The following is a 20,183-nucleotide window of genomic DNA, read 5'->3' on the forward strand; positions in this document are numbered from 1 at the left end:
CATCACCGCATTTGATGCGATTATTATTTGTCTGGGTTTTTTACAGGTGTCTTTTGTTGGTGAGTCTGGCTTTTACCTAGGCCGAGAAGTCACAAAGCGCGCCGAGAGTAGCAGCTTTGCCAAAGGCCGACTAGAGCCAAGCAAGGCATCACCAGTCACATTAGTGACCAATAAAAACCGAACGGTCATTTTTAGAGCAAAGATTCTATAAGTCGAGAATCCGCTCTGGCCCGCGGCTTTGCGCCTGGCACAACGGACTGCGGGCAAGCCAGCCTCTACCGCAGTGCAGGTAGAAGCGGGCTTGCCCGCAGAGAATGGCGAACGGATGTATCAGGCGATATCGCGCAACTCACGCCGCAGGATCTTGCCTACCGGGGTCATCGGCAGCGAATCGCGCAGCACGATGTGCTTGGGCACCTTGTAGCCGGTGAAGTTTTCCTTGCAGTAAGCCTTGAGCTCTTCAAGGCTGACCCCCTCCTCGCGCGCCACCACGAACAGTTTCACCGCTTCCCCCGAGCGCTCGTCGGGCACCCCGATCACCGCGCAATTGGCGACTTTCGGGTGGGCCATGACCACGTCTTCGATTTCATTGGGGTACACGTTGAAGCCGGAGACGATGATCATGTCCTTCTTGCGATCGACAATGCGTACGAAGCCGTCGGGGTCGATCACCCCGATGTCGCCGGACTTGAACCAGCCCTCGGCGTCCAGCACTTCAGCGGTGGCTTCAGGCTTTTGCCAATAACCCTTCATGACCTGCGGGCCCTTGATGCATAGCTCGCCGCGCTCGCCCAGGGGCTGTTCGACGCCTTCATCGTTGATCACCTTCAAGGTGGTGCCCGGCACGGGCATCCCCACGGTGCCCAGGCGCGACTTGTCGCCGTAGGGGTTGGTGCAGGCCACCGGCGAGGTTTCAGTCAGCCCGTAGCCTTCGGTGATACGGCAGCCGGTCAGGGTCTGCCAGCGCTCGGCCGTGGCCTTGACCAGGGCAGTGCCACCGGAATTGGTGAGTTTGAGGCTGGAGAAATCCAGGGTCTTGAAGTCCGGGTGCTCCATCAGCGCGACAAACAGGGTGTTGAGCCCCAGCAGCGCGGAAAACCGCCAGTTTTTCAGCTCCTTGATAAAGCCGCCGATGTCCCGCGGGTTGGTGATCAGTACGTTGTGGTTGCCGGTCACCATCATGCACATGCAGTTCGCGGTGAAGGCATAGATGTGGTACAGCGGCAGCGGCGCGATCATCACTTCCTGGCCCTCGCGCAGCAGGGGGTGGCCATCGGGCCCGAGCTGGCCGAGGCAGGCGCGGGCCTGCTGCATGTTGGCCACCAGGTTGCCGTGGCTGAGCATCGCGCCCTTGGCCAGGCCGGTGGTGCCGCCGGTGTACTGCAGCACCGCAATATCGTCGAGGCTGACGTGCAGCGGCCGAATCGGCTGGCCACGTCCCAGGCGCAGCGCACTCTTGAAGGAAATGGCCTGGGGCAGGTGATAGGCCGGGACCATCTTTTTCACCTTGTCGACCACGGTATTGATCAACCAGCCCTTGGCGCTGGGCATCAGGTCGCCCATCCGGGCTTCGATCAAGTACTGGATCTCGGTATCGGCCAGCACTTCCTGGACCTTCTGCCCGAACATGTTCAGGTACACCAGGGCCCGGGCGCCGGAATCCTTGAACTGGTGGCGCATCTCGCGCGTGGTGTACAGCGGATTGGTGTTGACCACGATCAGCCCGGCGCGCAAGGCACCGAACACCGCGATCGGGTAATGCAGGACGTTGGGCATCTGCACCGCGATCCGATCGCCGGGAGCCAGGTCGGTATTGGCTTGCAGGTAGCCGGCGAAGGCTGCGCTATAGCGCTCCAGCTCGGCGTAAGTCAGGGTGATCCCCATGTTGCTGAAGGCCGGGCGGTCGGCGAACTTCTTGCAGGAACGTTCGAACACCTCGATCACCGACTTGTAGGCACCCAGATCGATATCCAGGGGAACGCCGGTGGGGCGTTTATCATTCCAGAAATCAGCTTGCATTATTCTTGTCCTCTTTACTCGAGCTGACCGGGCCGCATCTCTGACGCTATCAAAGGCGGAGCTCATCGGACGTTAGCAGCAATGGCGATTCAGGCAAATATGCGCAAAGGCGTCATAGATCCCGTGAATCTTGCGTCCAAGGCGGCCACTGATCAGCCGGCAGCGCGCCGATGAGCTATACAATGCAGCGTCTTCGTGCAAAGGAACCGCCATGACCCACGATACCTTCTGGCTGACCGCAAGCGACCACAGCCGCCTCTTCGTCAACCTGTGGCTGCCCGAAAGGCCGCTCAAGGCCTTGATCCTGCTGGCCCACGGCATGGCCGAACACAGCGCGCGCTACGAGCGACTGGCAACCGCCCTGTGCGCCGAGGGTTATGGCGTGTACGCCCCCGATCTGCGGGGCCATGGCAAGACCGCCGAGCAAGGCGTGCTGGGCCATTACGCGGATCAGGACGGCTGGAACAAAGTGGTCGGCGACCTGGCCAGCCTCCAGCAGCATATCGGCCAGTTGCACCCCGATCTGCCCATCATCCTGCTTGGCCACAGCATGGGCAGCTACATCGCCCAGGCCTATCTGCTGCACCACAGCGCCAGCCTGCACGGGGCGATTCTCAGCGGCTCGAATTTCCAACCGGTGGCGCTGTACCGCGCCGCTCGCCTGATTGCCCGCTTCGAACGCTGGCGCCAGGGCGGCCAAGGTCGCAGCGCGCTGATCGACTGGCTGTCGTTCGGCTCGTTCAATAAAGCCTTCAAACCCAATCGCACCGCGTTCGACTGGCTCAGCCGCGACCCCGCCGAGGTCGATAAATACGTCGCCGACCCGCTGTGCGGCTATCGCTGCAGCAACCAGCTCTGGATCGACCTCCTGGGCGGGTTGCAGCAAATCAGTAAAGCGTCCAATCTCGCCCAGATCGATCCGGGCCTGCCGTTGCTGGTGATGGGCGGCGAATGTGATCCGGTGAGCAATGGCACGCGTCTGACGGATCTGGCCGACGCATTGCGCGCCGCCGGCAACCAGTGCCTGCAACTGACCCTTTACCCCGAGGCTCGTCACGAACTGTTCAATGAAACCAATCGTGACGAGGTGACCGCCGATCTGCTGGCCTGGCTCGACCAGGCCCTGCAAAACCGCAGGCCGGCCAAGACCGAATGACCTTGAAGCCACACGCTAACCCACTTTTTTCCACAGGACTTGATACAGATGACCCAGGTGACCAACACCCCTTACGAAGCCCTCGAAGTCGGCCAGACCGCCAGCTACAGCAAAACCGTGGAAGAGCGTGATATCCAGCTGTTCGCCGCCATGTCCGGCGACCACAACCCGGTGCACCTGGACGCCGAATTCGCTGCCGCCACCATGTTCAAGGAGCGTATCGCCCACGGCATGTTCAGTGGCGCCCTGATCAGCGCCGCCGTGGCCTGCGAGCTGCCTGGGCCGGGCACCATCTATATCGGCCAGCAGATGAGCTTCCAGAAGCCGGTGAAGATTGGCGACACCCTGACCGTGCGCCTGGAAATCCTCGAAAAACTGCCGAAATTCCGCGTGCGCATCGCCACCCGTGTGTTCAACCAGCGCGATGAGCTGGTGGTCGATGGCGAAGCCGAAATCCTCGCCCCGCGCAAACAGCAAACCGTGACCCTGCCCACCCTGCCGGCCATCAGCATCGGCTGAGAACCCGTTGACGATCGGCTGCGCTTGGCTCATGCCGCGCCAGCCGGTTCCGAGGCCGGTTGCAGCGCGCCCCTTCGGGGCCGTGCGCAACTGCGCGATAACAGCTGAAGCAAGCTCCCTGCCCCGCGGTCCTATCGGCCTTCCTGCACCTGCACGCTGGCGGTCATGCCCGCGCTCAGATTGAGGCCTTCGGGAACCTTGTCGAGCTGGATCCGGACCGGGATCCGCTGTGCCAGGCGCACCCAGTTGAAGGTCGGCTGCACCTCGGCCAGCAATTGCCCATCGGGCGTGGTGTTACTGTCGGTGATGCCGCGGCTGATGCTCTGCACATGGCCTTCCAGGGCATCCCCGGCACTCATCAGCCAGACTTTGACCGGGTCCCCGACCTTGATCCGCGGCAGTTTGGTCTCCTCGAAATACGCTTGCACGTAGAAGGTCGAGTCGTCGATCAAGGCCATCACCGGCTGCCCGGCATTGACATAGTTGCCCTCCGCCAGCCGCAGGTTGGTGATGTGCCCGTCGCGCGGCGCATGCACCTGGCTGCGGGCCAGGTTGAGCTCGGCGACCTTGGCTTCAGCCTGGGCCTGGCGCAACTCGCCCCGGGCGATGCCGGCGTTGATCTGCGCGTTTTCCCGCAGCTCGGCGCTGATCGCCTGCGGACCGAGGCTGGCGCGACGGCTGGCTTCGTGTTCACGCAGGCTCAGTTGCTGCTGACGGGTCTGAACCACCGCCTGGGCCTTTTCCAGCGCCGCTTCAAAACGCTCGCGGTCGATGCTCAGCAACAGCTCGCCGGCCTTGACCTGCTGGTTGTCTTGGACCTTGAGCTCGCGCACCCAGCCCGAGACATCGGGGGCGATCACCACCACGTCGGCGCGAATTCGCGCATCCCGGGTCCAGGGGGTCAGCATGTAGTACTGCCACAGGTGAAAGCCGGCGAACAACGCCACAGCCACCAGGGTCAGGGTAAAGGCGACACGTACGGAAGTACGCATGGGCAACTCCTTATAAGGGTCCGAGGACGACGGTGATCAGGGTCAATACACAGACGTACAGGGCACAGTCGAACAGTGCTTCGTGCCAGATCCAGCGTCCCAGCGGCGTGATGCGCAACAGCATGCGCAATGCCCCAGTCAGCAGCAGTGCCAACACGACATAAATCAGAAACGGACTGAGCAGAATCCCGCCCAGCGACCACTCACGCAGCCCCATGGTGTTCCTCCTGCTGCCGGCACCAGGTGCGCCAGCTGTTTTGCAATTGCACCACCGCGCCCTGGGCCAGCTTCAAGGCATCGCTGGGCGGTTGTTGTTGCAGGGCCTGCAACAAGGCCGTACTGGGTTCGACCAGGGCCTCGCTGCGACTGCCGGCCGGCCCTTGCTGCAAGACCTTTTCCAGGTGTTCGAGGTAGGCGCGCTGCTGCGCACCCAGGGGCACCTGGGCCACCGCCAGGCTGAGGCGCAGGTGCAGCAACTCGTCACCGATATCCAGCGCCAGCAAACCATCGTCCCAGCGGCTGCGGGCCTGTTGTGGCAACTCCGGGTAATGCCGCGCCAGTTGCAGCAGGCGGTCGGCCATGCGGCCGCCGAACCAGCTTTCCGCGCCCCGCAGGTTGCGCCGGGTCAAGCGCACCAGATCATGCAGGGTCGCCGCCAGCAGGCGCCGCCCATGCCATACCGGGTTGCGCAAAATCAGCAGGTGGAACGCCAGCACTGCCGCGCCGACGCCGATCACCATGGCCTGGGCACTGTTGAAGAAGGTCGCGACATCGAACTGCATGCGGTTCAAGGGGGAAATCAGCACCACAAAATGCAGGCAGAAGGAGGTCGCCGTGGCGCCGATCTGTGGCTTGGCCATGCCCAGTGCCCCCAGGAACAAAGGCACGCCCATGGCCATGCACAGCATGGGGAAACCGCTCCATTGCGGCAGGAGAATTTCCCCGACCACAAAGGCCACGGGGATCGCCAGGAAGATCCCGCGCATGAAGCTCATGCCGATCTGTGCGCCGTTTTCGCGGCTGGCGAACAGGCTACAGACCACACATGTCAGCAACATCGCACCGGAGGCGGCCGGCCAGGCAGTGGCCAACCAGAACGTGGCCACGGTCAGGAACGCCAGGGCACTGCGCGCACCGAACACCAGGGCCAGGGACAGGTCGCGGTGCGGCGTCAGCGAGGCCGGTTGCTCCACGGGCGCCCGCCCCTGCTCCACCGCTTGCAGGGCGACACCGGCGGCCAGGGCGGTGTCCAGCAACAGCGCGAACCGGGCCAGGCAGTAACTTTGCGCCGAACTGACCTGCGGATCGTGGGAGGCATCCAACAGTTGCGGGCGCAGCGCCTGCAGCGTGGCTGCGTCCGCCGCGGTCAAGGCTGCCTGGACCTGATCCATCCAGGGTTGCAATTGACCGGCCTCGGGCGCGTCGAGCTGCTGCCACTGGCGGCGCACCGACCGCGAAATGCGCAGCAGCATCAGCAATTTCTGGCTCAGGCCACTGATGGCGCGGGCCCGCTGGCGCCCCAGGCGACCTTCGAACCAGGCGTGCTCACGCTGCGAATCCACGGCGACGATACGCCCGAGAATCTCCAGCAGCCCCTTGCGCGCCAGGGCATCCCCGGCCAGGGTCGCGCGGGCCGCGTGCAACCCGCTGTGCCAGGCGGCACGGGCCTGATCGGCCAGTTGCCGTTCGACGCGCATCGGCCACAGCAGCGCACTGCTGGCAGTGGCGCAGATAATCCCCAGGGATATTTCCGTGCACCGCGCCACGGCCTGGTCGAATACCCCCAACGGGTGGCTGAGGGCCGGCAAGGCGATGATCGCCACGGTGTAGCCGGCCAGCACAAAGGAGTAGGACCAGGCGCTGCGCAGCAGGGTCGAACTGGCAGTACACAACCCCAGCCACAGGGCCAGGGCCAGCAGAAAGAGCCAGGGCGTCTGGGCGAACAGCCCCATGAACAGCACCGACATGATCGTCCCCACCAGGGTTCCCAGCAGCCGGGCGAGACCTTTCTGCAGGACCATGCCGGACATCGGCTGGGCCACGATGATAGAGGTCATCAGGGCCCAGGCCGGCTGCTCCAGCCCCCAACGCAACGCCAGCCACAGTGCCATGCCGCCACCGAGCACGGTTTTGATCGCGAACTGCAACGCGGGAAGGTCGGGAGCAAGCAACGCCTGCAGAGTGGTACGCACGCAAGGAACCTCGGGATGGATCGATTAACCATAGACGGGATAAGCCGGAAGTCGGCCGGAAGCAATTATTAGCTAGCTAACTAATAAGGGTCCAGCATTAAATTTCAGGCATAAAAAAACGCCAGACTGGCTGGCGTTTTTGACAGGTTTCGACGCTTACGAGCGAGCGCGAGCCTGGTTGCGCAGAGCTTTTACCTGGTCGTGGTTGCGTTGTACGCCGTGGTACTGGCGTTCTACCAGGTCACGAATACCCACCAGGTTGTGCTTGTTGATTTTTTCCAGGGCTTCTTTGTAAGCCTTGAGGGCATGGTCTTCACCGCGCTCGGCTTCATTGAGCACAGCTTCTTCGTCCTTGCCGGTCACCAGAGCCTTGAGGTCGACCCAACGGCGATGCAGGTCGCCACTGACACTGGTCGAGGTTTCCGGATCGCCGCCCAGGGCGCGCACTGCACTTTGCAGTTCAGCGGCAGCGGTGGCGCAATCGGTGGAGCGTTTGGCGAACAACGCTTTGAGCTCGGGATGCTTGATGTCTTCGGCGCAGGTCTTGAACCCTTCTTGACCGTCCTTGCTGGTCTCGATCAGGTCGTTGAGCACCGAAATGGATTCTTTGTTCAAGTCAGTCATTTTCAATTCCTTCCAGGTTGGGGGAGAGTTGCAATAGATATTGCACCCGCCGTGCCAGACTTGGATCTTGAATTTATTTGTTATTTTTCAATTAGTTAACTTTTTAGCAAAAATCTGTATCCGCGTTATTTGCATGATCTGTCATTTGGCCTGCATGCAGAATGCCTGTATTTTCCAGGGTGTTTGAATCACCCACAGATCCCATCGCCATGAATCCTGAAAAACTCGAGCTGCTGATCACCCGTGAAATGCCCTATGGCAAATACAAGGGCCGCATCCTGGCAGACCTGCCCGGCCAGTACCTGAACTGGTTCGCCCGCGAGGGTTTCCCCCACGGTGAACTCGGTGGCCTGCTGGCCCTGATGCAGGAAATCGATCACAACGGCCTCTCCGATCTGCTGGACCCGCTACGCGCCAAACACGGCAAACCCAAGCCCCGCCACTGACAGAGCGCCCGATGCCGCAGATTGCCGAACTCTTTCGCGATGAACGCCATTGGCAGGCGATCGCCGAACGCTACGAGGTCGAACCCGGACCGATCAATCTGGAAAATGGCTATTTCGGGCGCATGACCCGGCGCGTGCTCGACGATTACCAAGCCAATATCGCCTTCATCAATCGCAGCAATTCGGTGTATGTGCGCCAGCAGTTCGAGCGCACCCAGGCCCAGCAGATCCGCCGCCAACTGGCGCAATTGCTGGGGGTGGACGAACACGCCGTGGCCTTCACCCGTTGCGCCACCGACGCCCTGCAATCGTTGATCCGCAACTACAACCAGCTGCAACCCGGGGATCAACTGCTGCTGTGCGATTTGGAGTACGACACGGTCAAAAGCGCCATGCGCTGGCTGGCCCGTCAGCGGGGCGCAGAAGTGATCGAAATCGAGCACTCGCTGCCAGCCAGCTTCGACGGCCTGCTGGACAGCTACCGCCAGGCCTTCGAGCGCTACCCACGGCTGAAGTTGATGGCACTGACCCACGTCACCCATCGCACGGGACTGGTGATGCCGGTCCAGGCGATTGCGGCGCTGGCCCGGGAGCATGGAATCGACGTGATCCTCGACGGCGCCCACGCCTTGGGGCAGATCGACTTCAACCTTGCTGAACTGGGCATCGCCTTTGCCGGTTTCAACCTGCACAAATGGATCGGCGCGCCGCTGAGCCTGGGCTTCCTTTATATCGACCCCTCGCGCCTGGATGCCATCGATCCGGACATGGACGAGTTTCACTATCCGCCCAGCGATGTGCGTTCGCGCACGCCGTACAGCACGCCGAACATCCCGGCGCTGATGACCCTGCCCGCGGCATTCGATGAACATCGGGCCATGGGCGGTGCAGCGCTCAAGGGTGCGCGCCTGAATTACCTGCGCGACCTGTGGGTACGCGAGGCCCGAGCGCTGCCGGGCATCGAGATCCTGACGCCGGACGATCCGCGGCTTTACTGCGCCATCACCTCCCTGCGCTTCAAGCACACCCAGGACCAGCAACCGCTGGTCGATCGCCTGCTCCGCGATTACAACCTGTTCACCACCCTGCGCCAGGGCGCTGCCTTTGACTCCTGCATCCGCATCACCCCGGGCTTTACCACGCCGCTGGCGCATATCCAGTTGCTGAGCAAAGCCCTGGGCGAGTTGGCGCAACCCTAGCTGCTGGCGCTGACCGGCCCGGACGCCGGAGATCCCAGGGTAGTGCGAGTGGTGTTCAGGAGGCACAGCATCCGAACTCGCCTCCCCCGCCCCAGAAACCGCACCCGCCCCCTCGCACTTTTCTCCGGGCAAAAAAAACGGTGCACCGACCAAGCGCACCGTAAAGCCGTAGAACACCAACGAATCTTTAAAACCAATCAGTCCAGCAGGGCCAGGGCCTCAGCCGTGCACTCCTGAATCCGCGCCCAGTCGCCGTTCTTGATCCACTCGGGATCAAGCATCCAGCTACCGCCGACGCACATCACGTTTTTCAACGCCATGTAGCTCTTGATATTGGCCGGGCTGACGCCACCGGTCGGGCAGAACTTCACTTCACCGAACGGGCCGCCCAAGGCCTTGATCGCCGCCACGCCGCCGCTGACTTCCGCCGGGAACAGCTTGAAGCGGCGATAGCCCAGGCCGTAGCCCTCCATGATGCCCGAGGCATTGCTGATGCCCGGCAGCAGCGGGATATCGCTGTCGACACTGGCTTCCAACAGGTCGCGGGTAATGCCCGGGGTGACGATGAACTGCGAACCCGCGGCTTCGGCCGCCGCCAGCATGCTGCGATCGAGCACGGTACCGGCACCGGTCACCAGCTCCGGACGCTGCTCGCGCAGGATCTGGATCGCCTTGAGGCCGAACTGGGAACGCAGGGTCACTTCCAGTGCGGTCAAGCCGCCAGCGGCCAAGGCGTCGGCCAAAGGCAGGACGTCCTGTTCGCGAGCGATGGTGATCACCGGCAGAATTCGCGCCTGGGCGCAAAGACTGTCGATCAGGGCAACTTTGTCCGCCATGGAAACGGTTGGACGTGGGTTTTTCATAGCGGCTGATCCTTGGCTCATGGGCACCAGTAAATCTCTAACGGAGGTTGCAGGAAGGCGCGAATCGGCATTTCGGCGACCAGGTCGCCGGCCAGTGCGGCACTCAGGGTGGTCAATTTGGATTGACCGGAAATCGACAACACGATGGACCGCGCCGATGCCAGCAACGCGCGACTCATGGTCAGGCGTTGGTGAGGTACGGTCGGCGCCAGCATCGGCCAGCAGCGACGGCTGCCGTCGGCTTGCAGCGCTTCGGTCAGGTTCGGACTGTTGGGAAACAGTGACGCGGTGTGCCCGTCATCGCCCATGCCGAGAATCAGCACGTCGATGGCCGGCAAGTCGGCCAGCACGCGCTCGGCTTGTTCGGCCGCCAGCTCCAGGCTCGGCGCGGGGCTGTACAGGCTGACGAACCTGGCCTCGGCCGCGGCGCCCTGCAACAGGTAGCGCTTGAGCAGCCCGGCATTGCTGTCGGCGTGCTCAACCGGTACCCAGCGCTCGTCCGCCAGGGTCACCACCACCTTCGACCAATCCAGCGCCTGCTTGGCCAGGTGCTGGAAAAACGCCACCGGGCTGCGGCCACCGGACACCACCAGGGTCGCCACACCGCGTGCGGCAATCGCTGTGCGCAACTGTTCGGCCACATTCAGCGCCAGGCCTTCGGCCAGCAGCGTCGGGCTTTGAAACTCGTGGGCGCGCACGCCCTCGGGCAGTTTGAATTCAGATATCGCCATACCACGACCTCCCATCCCGCGTGATCAGTGCAATGGAGCTCATCGGCCCCCATGAACCCGCCGCATACGGCTTGGGCGCATCGCCGGACTTCTTCCAGCCGGCAATCAGCTGGTCGCACCACTTCCACGCGGCTTCGATTTCATCTTTACGGACAAACAGGTTCTGATTGCCGCGCATCACTTCCAGCAACAACCGCTCGTAGGCATCGGGAATCCGCGCGCTGCGATAGGTGTCGGAAAAATTCAGCTGCAACGGGCCGCTGCGCAGTTGCATGCCTTTGTCCAGGCCCTGCTCCTTGGTCATCACGCGCAAGGAGATGCCTTCGTCCGGTTGCAGGCGGATAATCAGCTTGTTACTGATCTGCAGGCGCTGCTCGGGAGCGAAGATGTAATGCGACGGCTCTTTGAAATGGATCACGATCTGCGACAGCTTGTCCGGCATGCGCTTGCCGGTGCGCAGGTAGAACGGCACCCCGGCCCAACGCCAATTGCGGATATCGGCCCGCAGGGCGACGAAGGTTTCGGTGTCGCTCTGGGTGTTGGAATTCTCTTCTTCCAGATAGCCGGGCACCGGCTTGCCAGCGCTGTAGCCGGCGATGTACTGGCCGCGCACCACCTGGGTGGTCAGGCCTTCCGGGCTGATCGGCGCCAGGGCCTTGAGCACTTTGACCTTCTCGTCGCGGATGCTGTCGGCCGAAAGGTCGGCCGGCGGGTCCATGGCGATCAGGCACAGCAGCTGCAGCAGGTGATTCTGGATCATGTCCCGCAGTTGGCCGGCCTTGTCGAAGTAACCCCAGCGGCCTTCGATGCCGACCTTTTCGGCCACGGTGATTTCCACGTGGGAGATGTAGTTCTGGTTCCACTGGGTTTCGAACAGGCTGTTGGCGAAACGCAGGGCGATCAGGTTCTGCACCGTCTCTTTGCCCAGGTAGTGGTCGATCCGATAGATGCGCGTCTCCGGGAAGAACTGCGCCACCGCATCGTTGACCTTGCGCGAGGATTCCAGGTCAGAGCCGATGGGTTTTTCCAGGACCACGCGGGTGTTTTCCGCCAGGCCGGCCTGGGACAGGTTCTCGCAGATCGCGCCGTAGACCGCGGCCGGAGTGGCGAAGTAGGCGATCAGGCGCTGTTCGCGACCGGCCCGCTCGGCCAGGGCCAGGTAATCATCGGCCTTGAGGAAGTCCACATGCAGGTAGCTCAGACGCGCCAGGAAGCGCTCCAGCACCACGGCATCGATGTCCTTGTCGCCCAGGTAGCGGCGCAGCTCGGCCTCAATGAACGCCAGGTGCTGCTGCTCGCTGCCCGGCTCGCGGGCCAGGGCCAGGATGCGCGTGTCGTCATGCAGCAAACCGGCGCCATCGAGCTGGTAAAGGGCAGGAAACAATTTGCGAAGCGCCAGATCACCCAGCGCGCCAAACAAGGCAAAGGTGCACGGTTCAACCGTTATCGAAGGCATGATGTTTGTTCTTTTATCAAGTTAAGCTACAAATACCTTTTTTCAAGGCATCACTCAAGGGAAAATGTAGTAATAACCACAACATTTTCGCAAAATACAGAATCCGAGTGGTGGTCGGCACAGGCCATCAGTAGGATAGGCCACCGCCGAAGCCCGGTTAAGCCCGGCTTCCTTGCATTGCCGACCTAGGAAACCTTAATGGACCGCATGCGCAATCTTCTGGAACACATCCAGAACCGCCTTGAAGAATTGAACAAGGCCGAACGTAAAGTCGCTGAAGTGATCCTGCTCAACCCACAGCAGGCGACGCGCTTCAGCATCGCCGCCCTGGCCCAGGCCGCCTCGGTCAGCGAGCCCACGGTCAATCGTTTCTGCCGCTCGTTCGGCGTCAGCGGTTACCCGGAACTCAAACTGCAACTGGCCCAGAGCCTGGCCAGCGGGGCGGCCTATGTCAGCCGCGCGGTCGAAGCCGATGATAACCCCGAAGCCTATACGCAAAAGATCTTTGGCAGCGCCATTGCGTCCCTCGATAGCGCCTGCCAGGCCCTGGACCCGAACCTGATCAGCCGCGCCGTCGACCTGTTGATCCAGGCGCGGCAGATCCACTTCTTCGGCCTCGGCGCCTCGGCCCCGGTGGCGCTGGATGCGCAGCACAAGTTCTTCCGCTTCAACCTCGCGGTGACCGCCCACGCCGACGTGCTGATGCAGCGCATGATTGCCTCGGTGGCCCATACCGGCGAGCTGTTCGTGATTATTTCCTACACCGGGCGTACCCGTGAACTGGTGGAAGTGGCACGCATCGCCCGGGAAAACGGCGCCTCGGTCCTGGGCCTGACCGCCGCCGGCTCGCCCCTGGCCAAGGCCAGCACCCTGAGCCTGAATATTCCGCTGCCGGAAGACACCGACATTTACATGCCGATGACCTCGCGCATCATCCAGCTGACCGTGCTCGACGTCCTCGCCACCGGCATGACCTTGCGCCGCGGCGTCGACTTCCAGCCGCACCTGCGCAAAATCAAGGAAAGCCTCAACGCCAGCCGCTATCCGGTGGGTGACGAGTTCAATTGAGGGCTACGTTGGCCCTCATCGCAACGCCAATTCATCTGATACGCCAAGGCGCCCATGCCGCCGAAGGTCAGGCGACGGCTCGGGCTTGCAGGCTCAGGTGGGCGCGTTCGCCGGGGGCCAGGCAGACACTGCCGGTGCCGCCGCTGGCGGCTTCGACGCAGACGAACCCTGACACTTCATTCCAGCTCACCCCCAGTAACGGCCGCGTGCCCGGGTGCCAGACCACGGTGTCGGCGCTGTCGCCGGTGTCGATGCACAGTTCGCGCTGCCAGGCGCTGTCCTTGAGCTGCAATTCGCCCTCGTGCTGGAACACCCGCTGGCATCCACCCTGCACCCGCAACTCGCCCTTCTGTTGGCAAGCCTGGCGATTCAACTGGTCATAACCTTCCACGCCATCCAGCCCAGACAGCGCTACCTCGCCAACATCACCAATACGCCAATAGGCGTGCAACGCCTGGCTCAATTGGCAGGGTTCACTGTCTTGATGCTCGGTGCCCAGGCGCAGTTCCAGGGTTTCCCCGAGGTGCGCGTGCAGGTCCACTTGCCAATCGCACAGCTGCAATTGCCAATGCAGGCGCACGCCATCGTCGTCACTGCTGCTGTCCAGCAGCTTCCAGTCGATCAAGCGCGCCCAGCCATGGGACGGCCAGGCGTTCTCGCTCGGATGCCGGCCGTACCAGGGCCAGCACACCGGCACCCCGCCCCGAATCGCCCCCACCTGCGGCCACTTGGCGGCGCACCACAGCCAGGGCTTTTGCCCGGTCGGCTGAAAATGCAGCAACTGCGCGCCCTGGCGACTGAACACCGCCTGGCACAGGGGGTGGTCGATTACCAGCACATCACGCAGCTGGTAGCGCTCCCAGGCAAAGGTCGGACGCTCGCGCAGGGATTTGAAAAAGCGTTGCAGCGGATGCTCATGCATGTGCCACGGTCCTGAAAATCATTGCTGTCTCGATACTCATGAGGGCTGCGCAAAACGCTGTAACTGTCGCGAGCTACAGTTCCCACAAAAAAAAGCGGACAGCCTTGGCCATCCGCGAAATGCGCACAAAGAGAAGGAGCTTATCGCAAGCGCGTCAGAACACCGACTGAATTTTCAGACCCGCCACCAACGCGTTATCCACTTCATCCACGCCACCCGGGTGAGTGATGTATTGCAGGTTGGGACGCACGGTCAGCCAGTTGGTGACATGGAAGCCGTAGTTGATTTCATAGTTGTATTCAGTGTTGCGCAGCGGCGCATACAGCGCGTCGTTGTAGTCACTGATACCGTTGTCGGCGTTGACCAGCTCGGCGTTTTTCTTCACGTCGTCGTTGACATGGATCCGGGCGAAACCGATGCCGACGTCATCCTTGGGACGCGCGTCGAACGGGCCCTTGTACACGAACATCAGCGACTGGTAGTTGTCGACGACGTTGGTGTCCTTGTCGTGGAAGGTGGCATTGGCCGCGATATTCAGGCCGCGTGAAGCATCGCCATTGTGGGTGGTGAGTTGCTGCTGCCCAACGAACCAGTAGCCATGCTTGCTGTTGTGCACGCGGTAGCCGTCGCCGCTGTTCGCTGCATCCTGGCCATTGCTGTCTTCGCGCACGTCATTGGCATCGGCCGTGCTCTTGTAGTATCCGACCCGGTACTCGCCCGGCAGGCTGTTGAGCTTCGGCGACCAGACCACTTCGACCGGCAGCACGGTGCCCTTGGTCCCGCTGCCGCTGAGCTTGAAGCCGTTGCCGTGCTCCAGCTGCGACGGGTTCTGGTTGTAGGCGCCGATCTGCGCGTACAACTCGGGCGTGATGTTGTACTTGATCCGCAACGCCGCCTGGCTGACCGGCCAGTTGTACCAGATGCCCGTGGCCCAGTTGCCCACCTGGGAGCCGCAGAACGCCAGGTTCTGGAACTCGCAGGGGAAGGTGTTGAAGTCTTCGCCTTCGCCGAAGTAGCCGGCCTTGACGTCGAGTTTGCCATCCAGGAACTGATGCTGGACCCACAACTGGGTCAACCGGACCATATGGCCGCGACCGTAGACTTCCTGGGAGGAACTCAGGGTGCCGGCACGCGGATCGCCGATACGGTCATTGGAAATGTTCTGGCCGTTACGGTTGGTGAGCTGGACCTTGGCTTGGGTGTTATCCCAGCCCAACAGCTTTTGCAGGTCCAGGGCCACGCCCAGGCCGAACTGATCGCTGTAACGCGCAGTCTTGTCGTTGTTGTAGCCACCGTGCAGGTTACCGCCGACTTCACCGACGTAGTCCGCCTTGATGTCGATACCCTGCTCGATGAGCTTGGTCCGCTCGCCACCCCAGTCGCCCGTCATCCACTTGGAATCGGCGCCGAACGCCTCATCCGCCATCGCATTGCCGGACAGGACCAGTGCCGCCACCGCTGACATCTGGCAGAGCAGCCGGGTATTGGTGTGTTTCTTTTTCATCCCTACATCCTCGTCTTTATTGTTATTAACTGTTTTTATCTAACGCGGTTTACAGCGATTGCGACGAATGACAGGCCATCCGTCACGGATTCAGCGGCCCTTGAACTGCGCCACGTTGCCCGCCGGGGCCTGCGCCGCCGGCACACCGGCCACGCCCAGGCGCTCGCCGCTCTTGGCATCGAACAGCAACACCTTGCTCGGATCGAACTGCAGGGTCAGGGTCTCTCCCACCTGCGGCGCCACATCCGGCGCCAGGCGGCAGCAGACCTTGGTCCCATTGAGGCTGACGAACACCAGGGTGTCGGGGCCGGTAGGCTCGGTGACCTGGACCTCGGCGCGGATGCTCGGCAGGCCGTTGGCCTCGGCACCGGCCAGGACGATCTGCTCCGGGCGCATGCCAAGAATCACTTCACGGTCTTCAAGCCCGGCATCCTGCATGCCCAGGGGCAGCTCGCAGCGCGCCTGGCCGCTGTCGAGCAGGGCCAGCAGGCGGCCGTCCTTGCGTTGCAGGCGCAGGGGGATGAAGTTCATCGGCGGCGAACCGATAAAGCTCGCCACAAACAGGTTGGCCGGGTCGTTGTAGATCTGCTTCGGGGTGCCGAACTGCTGGATGATCCCGTCCTTCATCACCGCCACTTTGTCGCCCAGGGTCATGGCTTCGATCTGGTCGTGGGTGACGTAGACCGTGGTGGTCTTCAGGCGCTGGTGCATCAGCTTCATTTCGGTACGCATCTCGACCCGCAGCTTGGCGTCGAGGTTGGACAGCGGTTCGTCGAACAGGTAGATCTTCGGCCGCCGCGCCAGCGCCCGGCCCATGGCCACGCGCTGCTGCTGGCCGCCCGACAGCTGGCCGGGCTTGCGGCTGAGCAGGTGTTCGATCTGCAACAGCTTGGCGACACGGGCCACCTCTTCGTCGATCTCGGCACGGGGCATCTTGCGGATCTTCAAACCGAAGGCGATGTTGTCGCGCACGCTCATGGTCGGGTACAGCGCATAGGACTGGAACACCATGGCGATGTCCCGATCCTTGGGGCTCATGCCGCTGATGTCGGCGTCATCCACCAGGATCGCCCCGCCGCTGATGTTCTCCAGGCCTGCGATGCAGTTCATCAAGGTCGATTTACCGCAGCCCGAAGGCCCGACCAGGATCAGGAACTCGCCGTCATCGATCTTCAGTTCGATGTTTTTCAGGGTGTCCGGCAAGCCCGCGCCGTAGGTCTTGTTGACGTTGCGTAATTCGAGAGTTGCCATCTGTTACCCCTTGACCGCGCCGGACGTCAGCCCACGCAGGAAATACTTGCCAGCGAATATGTAAACCAACAGGGTCGGCAGCCCGGCGATCATCGCCGCTGCCATATCAACGTTGTATTCCTTGGCCCCGGTGCTGGTGTTGACCAGGTTGTTCAAGGCCACGGTGATCGGCTGCGCATCGCCACTGGCAAACACCACGCCGAACAGGAAGTCGTTCCAGATCTGGGTGAACTGCCAGATCAGGCAGACCATGACGATCGGGATCGACATCGGCAGCAGGATCTTGCCGAAGATGGTGAAGAACCCGGCGCCATCCAGGCGTGCCGCCTTGACCAGCGCATCGGGAATGCTCACGTAGTAATTGCGGAAGAACAGCGTGGTGAACGCCAGGCCGTAGACCACGTGCACCAGCACCAGGCCGGTGGTGGTGTTGGCCAGGCCGAACTTGCCGAGGGTGAACGAGGCCGGCAACAGCACGGTCTGGAACGGCAGGAAGCAGCCGAACAGCAGCAGGCCGAAGAACAGCTGCGAACCACGGAAGCGCCACATCGACAGCACATAGCCGTTCATTGCGCCGATAAAGGTCGAGATCAATACCGCCGGCACGGTGATTTTCACCGAGTTCCAGAAGTAGCCGCCGACGCTGTCCCAGGCCTTGATCCAGCCAATGCCGTCAATCACGGCGGGCCAGCTCAGGAGGTTGCCGGTGCGGATGTCTTCCGGGGTCTTGAAGCTGGTCAGCAGCATCACCACCAGCGGGATCAGGTACACCGCGGCCGCCAGCAGCAAGGTGGCGTAGATGGCAATGCGGCTGAAGTTCAGGGTCGGTTTCCCGAGCGCGTTAGTCATGGCGTTTGCCCCGCAGTTCGGAATACAGGTACGGCACCAGGATGGTCAGCACCGCGCCCAGCATCAGCATGGCGCTGGCCGAACCGATGCCCATCTGGCCACGGCTGAAGGTGAAGGAGTACATGAACATCGCCGGCAAGTCCGAGGAGTAGCCCGGTCCGCCCGCCGTCATCGCCGCCACCAGGTCGAAGCTCTTGATCGCGATATGGGCGAGGATCATGAAGGCGCTGAAAAACACCGGGCGCAGGCTCGGCAGCACGATCTTCAGGTAGATGGTCGGCAGGCTCGCGCCGTCGACCTGGGCGGCACGGATGATCGACTGATCGACACCGCGCAGGCCGGCCAGAAACATGGCCATGACAAAACCCGAGGCTTGCCACACGGCGGCGATCACCAGGCAGTACACCACCCGGTCCTGATCCACCAGCCAGTCCAGGCGAAAGCCTTCCCAGCCCCAGTCACGCAGCATCTTGTCCAGGCCCAGGCCCGGGTTCAGCAGCCACTTCCAGGCGGTACCGGTGACGATCATCGACAGCGCCATCGGGTACAGGTACACGGTGCGGATAAAACCTTCCTTGCGGATCCGCTGGTCCAGCAGCACCGCCAGGAACACCCCGAGCACCAGACTGATGCCGATGAACATGCCGCCGAACAGCGCCAGGTTTTTGCTCGCGACCCACCAGCGGTCGTTGTCCAGCAGGCGAGTGTATTGCTGCAAGCCGACCCATTTGTAGGTCGGCATGAAGCTGGAATTGGTGAAGGACAGAATGAACGTCCAGATGATGTAACCGTAAAAACCAACCAACACGATCAGCATGCTCGGCGCCAGCACCAACTTGGGCAGCCAGCGTTGCAGCGCATCGAACGGTGAGGCTTTGCTGAAAACCGCCACAGAGCTCATCGGGATAATCCAGGTGTGAAGTAGGGATCAGAAGGTAGTGCCCTGTGGGAGCAAGCGCCCACAGGGATAGACCCTTCAAGTAACGGCCACGGGCGTACCCGTGGCATCGGGGATTACTGGGCGGCTTTGACGGCCGATGCCAGCTGCGCACTGGCCTTGGCCGGGTCCGCATCCTTGTCGTTCATGAAGTTGGTGACCACGTCGAAGATCGCGCCCTGCACGGCCAGGGAAGTGGCCATGTTGTGCGCCATGCTCGGTTGCAGGCCGCCGGTCTTGTCGTCAGCCAGGAAGTCCTTGGCCGCCGCTTGGGCGCAGGAGTCGAAGCCCAGGCCGCTCATGTCGTTGAGCATGTCGGTGCGCACCGGGATCGAGCCCTTGTTGATGCTGAAGACCTTCTGGAAGTCCTTGCCCAGTGCAACCTTGGCCAGGTCCTGCTGAGCGGCGATATCGCCCTTGCGATCAGCCTTGAGCTTGAACACCGCCAGGGAGTCGATGTTGTAGGTGAAGGCTTTTTCAGTGCCCGGGAACGGCACGCACTGGTAGTCCTTGCCGGCGATTTTCTTCGCCGCAGTCCACTCGCTCTTGGCCCAGTCGCCCATCATCTGCATGCCGGCCTTGCCATTGATCACGTCGGCGGCAGCGATGTTCCAGTCACGCCCGGCGCGGTTGGGGTCCATGTAGCCGGTGAGTTTTTTCAGCTCGGTGAAGGCCTTGGTCATCTCCGGGCCGGACAGGGTTTTCTGGTCCAGGTCGACCAGGGCCTTCTGATAGCCCTCGGCGCCCATCACCGACAGCACCACGTCTTCGAACACGGTGCTGTCCTGCCACGGCTGGCCGCCGTGGGCCAGGGCGATAAAGCCGGCGGCCTTGAGTTTGTCACCTGCGGCATAGAATTCAGCAAGGGTGGTCGGGGCCTTTTCGATCCCGGCTTTCTTGAATACTTCCGGGTTGATCCACAGCCAGTTGACCCGATGGATGTTCACCGGTACGGCGACGTAGTCGCCTTCGAACTTGACGGTGTCGGAGACTTTTTTCGACAGCAGGCCGTCCCAGTTTTCCGACTTGGCGACGTCTTTCAAGGTGTCGGTGCTGAGCAGGCCAGTGCTGCCCCACTCCTGGATATCCGGCCCCTTGATCTGTGCCACACCCGGCGGATTACCGGCGACGGCGCGGCTTTTCAATACGGTCATGGCAGTCGAACCGCCGCCACCGGCAACCGCACCGTCCTTCCAGGTAAAGCCGTCTTTCTCGACTTGGGCCTTGAGAACATCGACCGCGGCTTTTTCACCACCCGACGTCCACCAGTGCACGACTTCCACTGAACCTTTGGAATCGGCGGCAAGTGCGTTCAAGGGAAACAACGAGGCGAGAGAAATGACAGTGGCGAGGCGAGAAATCGCATTCATCTGAAGTACCTTTCTTGTTGTTATGCATGCAAGTCTGGTGCTTGCGCTGCACGGGATTTTAAACAGCGCATCGAACCTCGCAGGT

At 62.1% G+C, this 20,183-nt stretch carries 19 protein-coding genes; 5 read left to right on the forward strand and 14 right to left on the reverse strand.

The window, feature by feature from the left end; genetic code table 11:
* Window positions 1–330: 330 nt before the first annotated feature.
* Window positions 331–2,019, reverse strand: a complete 1,689-nt coding sequence (gene fadD2 / locus MF4836_RS14920) for a long-chain-fatty-acid--CoA ligase FadD2 (protein WP_078470917.1) — start codon at window positions 2,017–2,019, stop codon at window positions 331–333.
* 211 nt (window positions 2,020–2,230) lie between these two features.
* Between fadD2 and MF4836_RS14925 the strand changes: the two genes are divergently transcribed.
* Window positions 2,231–3,175, forward strand: coding sequence for an alpha/beta hydrolase (locus tag MF4836_RS14925; RefSeq protein WP_078470918.1), 945 nt, complete (start codon window positions 2,231–2,233; stop codon window positions 3,173–3,175).
* Window positions 3,176–3,223: 48 nt separating this feature from the next.
* The gene (locus tag MF4836_RS14930) at window positions 3,224–3,694 is read left to right on the forward strand and encodes a MaoC family dehydratase (RefSeq protein ID WP_020295762.1); all 471 of its coding nucleotides are present in this window, start codon (window positions 3,224–3,226) and stop codon (window positions 3,692–3,694) included.
* Window positions 3,695–3,825: 131 nt separating this feature from the next.
* On the opposite strand, the gene MF4836_RS14935 is transcribed toward MF4836_RS14930, so the two are convergent.
* The 4 genes from MF4836_RS14935 to MF4836_RS14950 form a co-directional block, all read right to left on the reverse strand.
* A complete protein-coding gene (locus MF4836_RS14935) occupies window positions 3,826–4,686 on the reverse strand; it encodes an efflux RND transporter periplasmic adaptor subunit (RefSeq protein WP_078470919.1) in 861 nt (286 codons plus the stop codon).
* 10 nt (window positions 4,687–4,696) lie between these two features.
* The gene (locus MF4836_RS14940; RefSeq protein WP_020295764.1) at window positions 4,697–4,903 is read right to left on the reverse strand and encodes a DUF1656 domain-containing protein; all 207 of its coding nucleotides are present in this window, start codon (window positions 4,901–4,903) and stop codon (window positions 4,697–4,699) included.
* Window positions 4,890–6,878, reverse strand: coding sequence for an FUSC family protein (locus MF4836_RS14945; protein WP_078470920.1), 1,989 nt, complete (start codon window positions 6,876–6,878; stop codon window positions 4,890–4,892). The genes MF4836_RS14940 and MF4836_RS14945 overlap by 14 nt, the downstream gene beginning before the upstream one ends.
* Window positions 6,879–7,034: 156 nt before the next feature.
* A complete protein-coding gene (locus MF4836_RS14950) occupies window positions 7,035–7,502 on the reverse strand; it encodes a ferritin-like domain-containing protein (RefSeq protein WP_020295766.1) in 468 nt (155 codons plus the stop codon).
* Between the two features lie 209 nt (window positions 7,503–7,711).
* Here MF4836_RS14950 and MF4836_RS14955 point away from each other — a divergent pair, with 209 nt between their 5' ends.
* Both MF4836_RS14955 and MF4836_RS14960 read left to right on the forward strand, forming a co-directional pair.
* Entirely contained in the window at window positions 7,712–7,948 is a 237-nt protein-coding gene (locus tag MF4836_RS14955; protein ID WP_020295767.1) for a DUF3820 family protein, read from the forward strand.
* Window positions 7,949–7,959: 11 nt separating this feature from the next.
* Complete coding sequence (locus MF4836_RS14960) at window positions 7,960–9,147, forward strand: aminotransferase class V-fold PLP-dependent enzyme (protein ID WP_078470921.1); 1,188 nt, start codon at window positions 7,960–7,962, stop codon at window positions 9,145–9,147.
* Window positions 9,148–9,344: 197 nt separating this feature from the next.
* On the opposite strand, the gene MF4836_RS14965 is transcribed toward MF4836_RS14960, so the two are convergent.
* Genes MF4836_RS14965 through zwf form a run of 3 tightly spaced genes read right to left on the reverse strand, consistent with a single transcriptional unit; the run spans window position 9,345 to window position 12,197 of the window.
* Window positions 9,345–10,010 (reverse strand): bifunctional 4-hydroxy-2-oxoglutarate aldolase/2-dehydro-3-deoxy-phosphogluconate aldolase, encoded by a 666-nt coding sequence (locus MF4836_RS14965; protein WP_078470922.1) that lies wholly within the window; start codon window positions 10,008–10,010, stop codon window positions 9,345–9,347.
* Window positions 10,011–10,027: 17 nt separating this feature from the next.
* The gene (gene pgl / locus MF4836_RS14970; RefSeq protein WP_078470923.1) at window positions 10,028–10,741 is read right to left on the reverse strand and encodes a 6-phosphogluconolactonase; all 714 of its coding nucleotides are present in this window, start codon (window positions 10,739–10,741) and stop codon (window positions 10,028–10,030) included.
* The gene (gene zwf, locus MF4836_RS14975; RefSeq protein WP_078470924.1) at window positions 10,728–12,197 is read right to left on the reverse strand and encodes a glucose-6-phosphate dehydrogenase; all 1,470 of its coding nucleotides are present in this window, start codon (window positions 12,195–12,197) and stop codon (window positions 10,728–10,730) included. The genes pgl and zwf overlap by 14 nt, the downstream gene beginning before the upstream one ends.
* A 207-nt stretch (window positions 12,198–12,404) precedes the next feature.
* Between zwf and MF4836_RS14980 the strand changes: the two genes are divergently transcribed.
* The gene (locus MF4836_RS14980) at window positions 12,405–13,265 is read left to right on the forward strand and encodes a MurR/RpiR family transcriptional regulator (RefSeq protein ID WP_177326756.1); all 861 of its coding nucleotides are present in this window, start codon (window positions 12,405–12,407) and stop codon (window positions 13,263–13,265) included.
* Between the two features lie 67 nt (window positions 13,266–13,332).
* Here MF4836_RS14980 and MF4836_RS14985 read toward each other — a convergent pair whose 3' ends face one another.
* From MF4836_RS14985 to MF4836_RS15010, 6 genes are all read right to left on the reverse strand, one after another.
* Window positions 13,333–14,187, reverse strand: coding sequence for a D-hexose-6-phosphate mutarotase (locus MF4836_RS14985; RefSeq protein WP_078470925.1), 855 nt, complete (start codon window positions 14,185–14,187; stop codon window positions 13,333–13,335).
* 154 nt (window positions 14,188–14,341) lie between these two features.
* Window positions 14,342–15,691, reverse strand: a complete 1,350-nt coding sequence (locus tag MF4836_RS14990; RefSeq protein WP_078470926.1) for a carbohydrate porin — start codon at window positions 15,689–15,691, stop codon at window positions 14,342–14,344.
* A gap of 90 nt (window positions 15,692–15,781) precedes the next feature.
* Window positions 15,782–16,942, reverse strand: coding sequence for an ABC transporter ATP-binding protein (locus tag MF4836_RS14995; protein ID WP_020295775.1), 1,161 nt, complete (start codon window positions 16,940–16,942; stop codon window positions 15,782–15,784).
* A 3-nt stretch (window positions 16,943–16,945) separates the two neighbouring features.
* Complete coding sequence (locus MF4836_RS15000; RefSeq protein ID WP_020295776.1) at window positions 16,946–17,791, reverse strand: carbohydrate ABC transporter permease; 846 nt, start codon at window positions 17,789–17,791, stop codon at window positions 16,946–16,948.
* A complete protein-coding gene (locus MF4836_RS15005) occupies window positions 17,784–18,692 on the reverse strand; it encodes a carbohydrate ABC transporter permease (protein ID WP_020295777.1) in 909 nt (302 codons plus the stop codon). The genes MF4836_RS15000 and MF4836_RS15005 overlap by 8 nt, the downstream gene beginning before the upstream one ends.
* Before the next feature lie 113 nt (window positions 18,693–18,805).
* Window positions 18,806–20,098 (reverse strand): ABC transporter substrate-binding protein, encoded by a 1,293-nt coding sequence (locus tag MF4836_RS15010; RefSeq protein WP_078470927.1) that lies wholly within the window; start codon window positions 20,096–20,098, stop codon window positions 18,806–18,808.
* Window positions 20,099–20,183 lie beyond the last annotated feature (85 nt).

The organism is Pseudomonas sp. MF4836 (assembly GCF_002018875.1).
GTDB lineage: Bacteria > Pseudomonadota > Gammaproteobacteria > Pseudomonadales > Pseudomonadaceae > Aquipseudomonas.

Bases quoted from the DNA above. Each gene is read 5' to 3' on its own strand.
- fadD2 (WP_078470917.1), bottom strand. From the start codon at position 2,019: ATGCAAGCTGATTTCTGGAATGATAAACGCCCCACCGGCGTTCCCCTG.
- MF4836_RS14925 (WP_078470918.1), top strand. From the start codon at position 2,231: ATGACCCACGATACCTTCTGGCTGACCGCAAGCGACCACAGCCGCCTC.
- MF4836_RS14930 (WP_020295762.1), top strand. From the start codon at position 3,224: ATGACCCAGGTGACCAACACCCCTTACGAAGCCCTCGAAGTCGGCCAG.
- MF4836_RS14935 (WP_078470919.1), bottom strand. From the start codon at position 4,686: ATGCGTACTTCCGTACGTGTCGCCTTTACCCTGACCCTGGTGGCTGTG.
- MF4836_RS14940 (WP_020295764.1), bottom strand. From the start codon at position 4,903: ATGGGGCTGCGTGAGTGGTCGCTGGGCGGGATTCTGCTCAGTCCGTTT.
- MF4836_RS14950 (WP_020295766.1), bottom strand. From the start codon at position 7,502: ATGACTGACTTGAACAAAGAATCCATTTCGGTGCTCAACGACCTGATC.
- MF4836_RS14955 (WP_020295767.1), top strand. From the start codon at position 7,712: ATGAATCCTGAAAAACTCGAGCTGCTGATCACCCGTGAAATGCCCTAT.
- MF4836_RS14960 (WP_078470921.1), top strand. From the start codon at position 7,960: ATGCCGCAGATTGCCGAACTCTTTCGCGATGAACGCCATTGGCAGGCG.
- MF4836_RS14965 (WP_078470922.1), bottom strand. From the start codon at position 10,010: ATGAAAAACCCACGTCCAACCGTTTCCATGGCGGACAAAGTTGCCCTG.
- pgl (WP_078470923.1), bottom strand. From the start codon at position 10,741: ATGGCGATATCTGAATTCAAACTGCCCGAGGGCGTGCGCGCCCACGAG.
- zwf (WP_078470924.1), bottom strand. From the start codon at position 12,197: ATGCCTTCGATAACGGTTGAACCGTGCACCTTTGCCTTGTTTGGCGCG.
- MF4836_RS14980 (WP_177326756.1), top strand. From the start codon at position 12,405: ATGCGCAATCTTCTGGAACACATCCAGAACCGCCTTGAAGAATTGAAC.
- MF4836_RS14985 (WP_078470925.1), bottom strand. From the start codon at position 14,187: ATGCATGAGCATCCGCTGCAACGCTTTTTCAAATCCCTGCGCGAGCGT.
- MF4836_RS14990 (WP_078470926.1), bottom strand. From the start codon at position 15,691: ATGAAAAAGAAACACACCAATACCCGGCTGCTCTGCCAGATGTCAGCG.
- MF4836_RS14995 (WP_020295775.1), bottom strand. From the start codon at position 16,942: ATGGCAACTCTCGAATTACGCAACGTCAACAAGACCTACGGCGCGGGC.
- MF4836_RS15000 (WP_020295776.1), bottom strand. From the start codon at position 17,791: ATGACTAACGCGCTCGGGAAACCGACCCTGAACTTCAGCCGCATTGCC.
- MF4836_RS15005 (WP_020295777.1), bottom strand. From the start codon at position 18,692: ATGAGCTCTGTGGCGGTTTTCAGCAAAGCCTCACCGTTCGATGCGCTG.
- MF4836_RS15010 (WP_078470927.1), bottom strand. From the start codon at position 20,098: ATGAATGCGATTTCTCGCCTCGCCACTGTCATTTCTCTCGCCTCGTTG.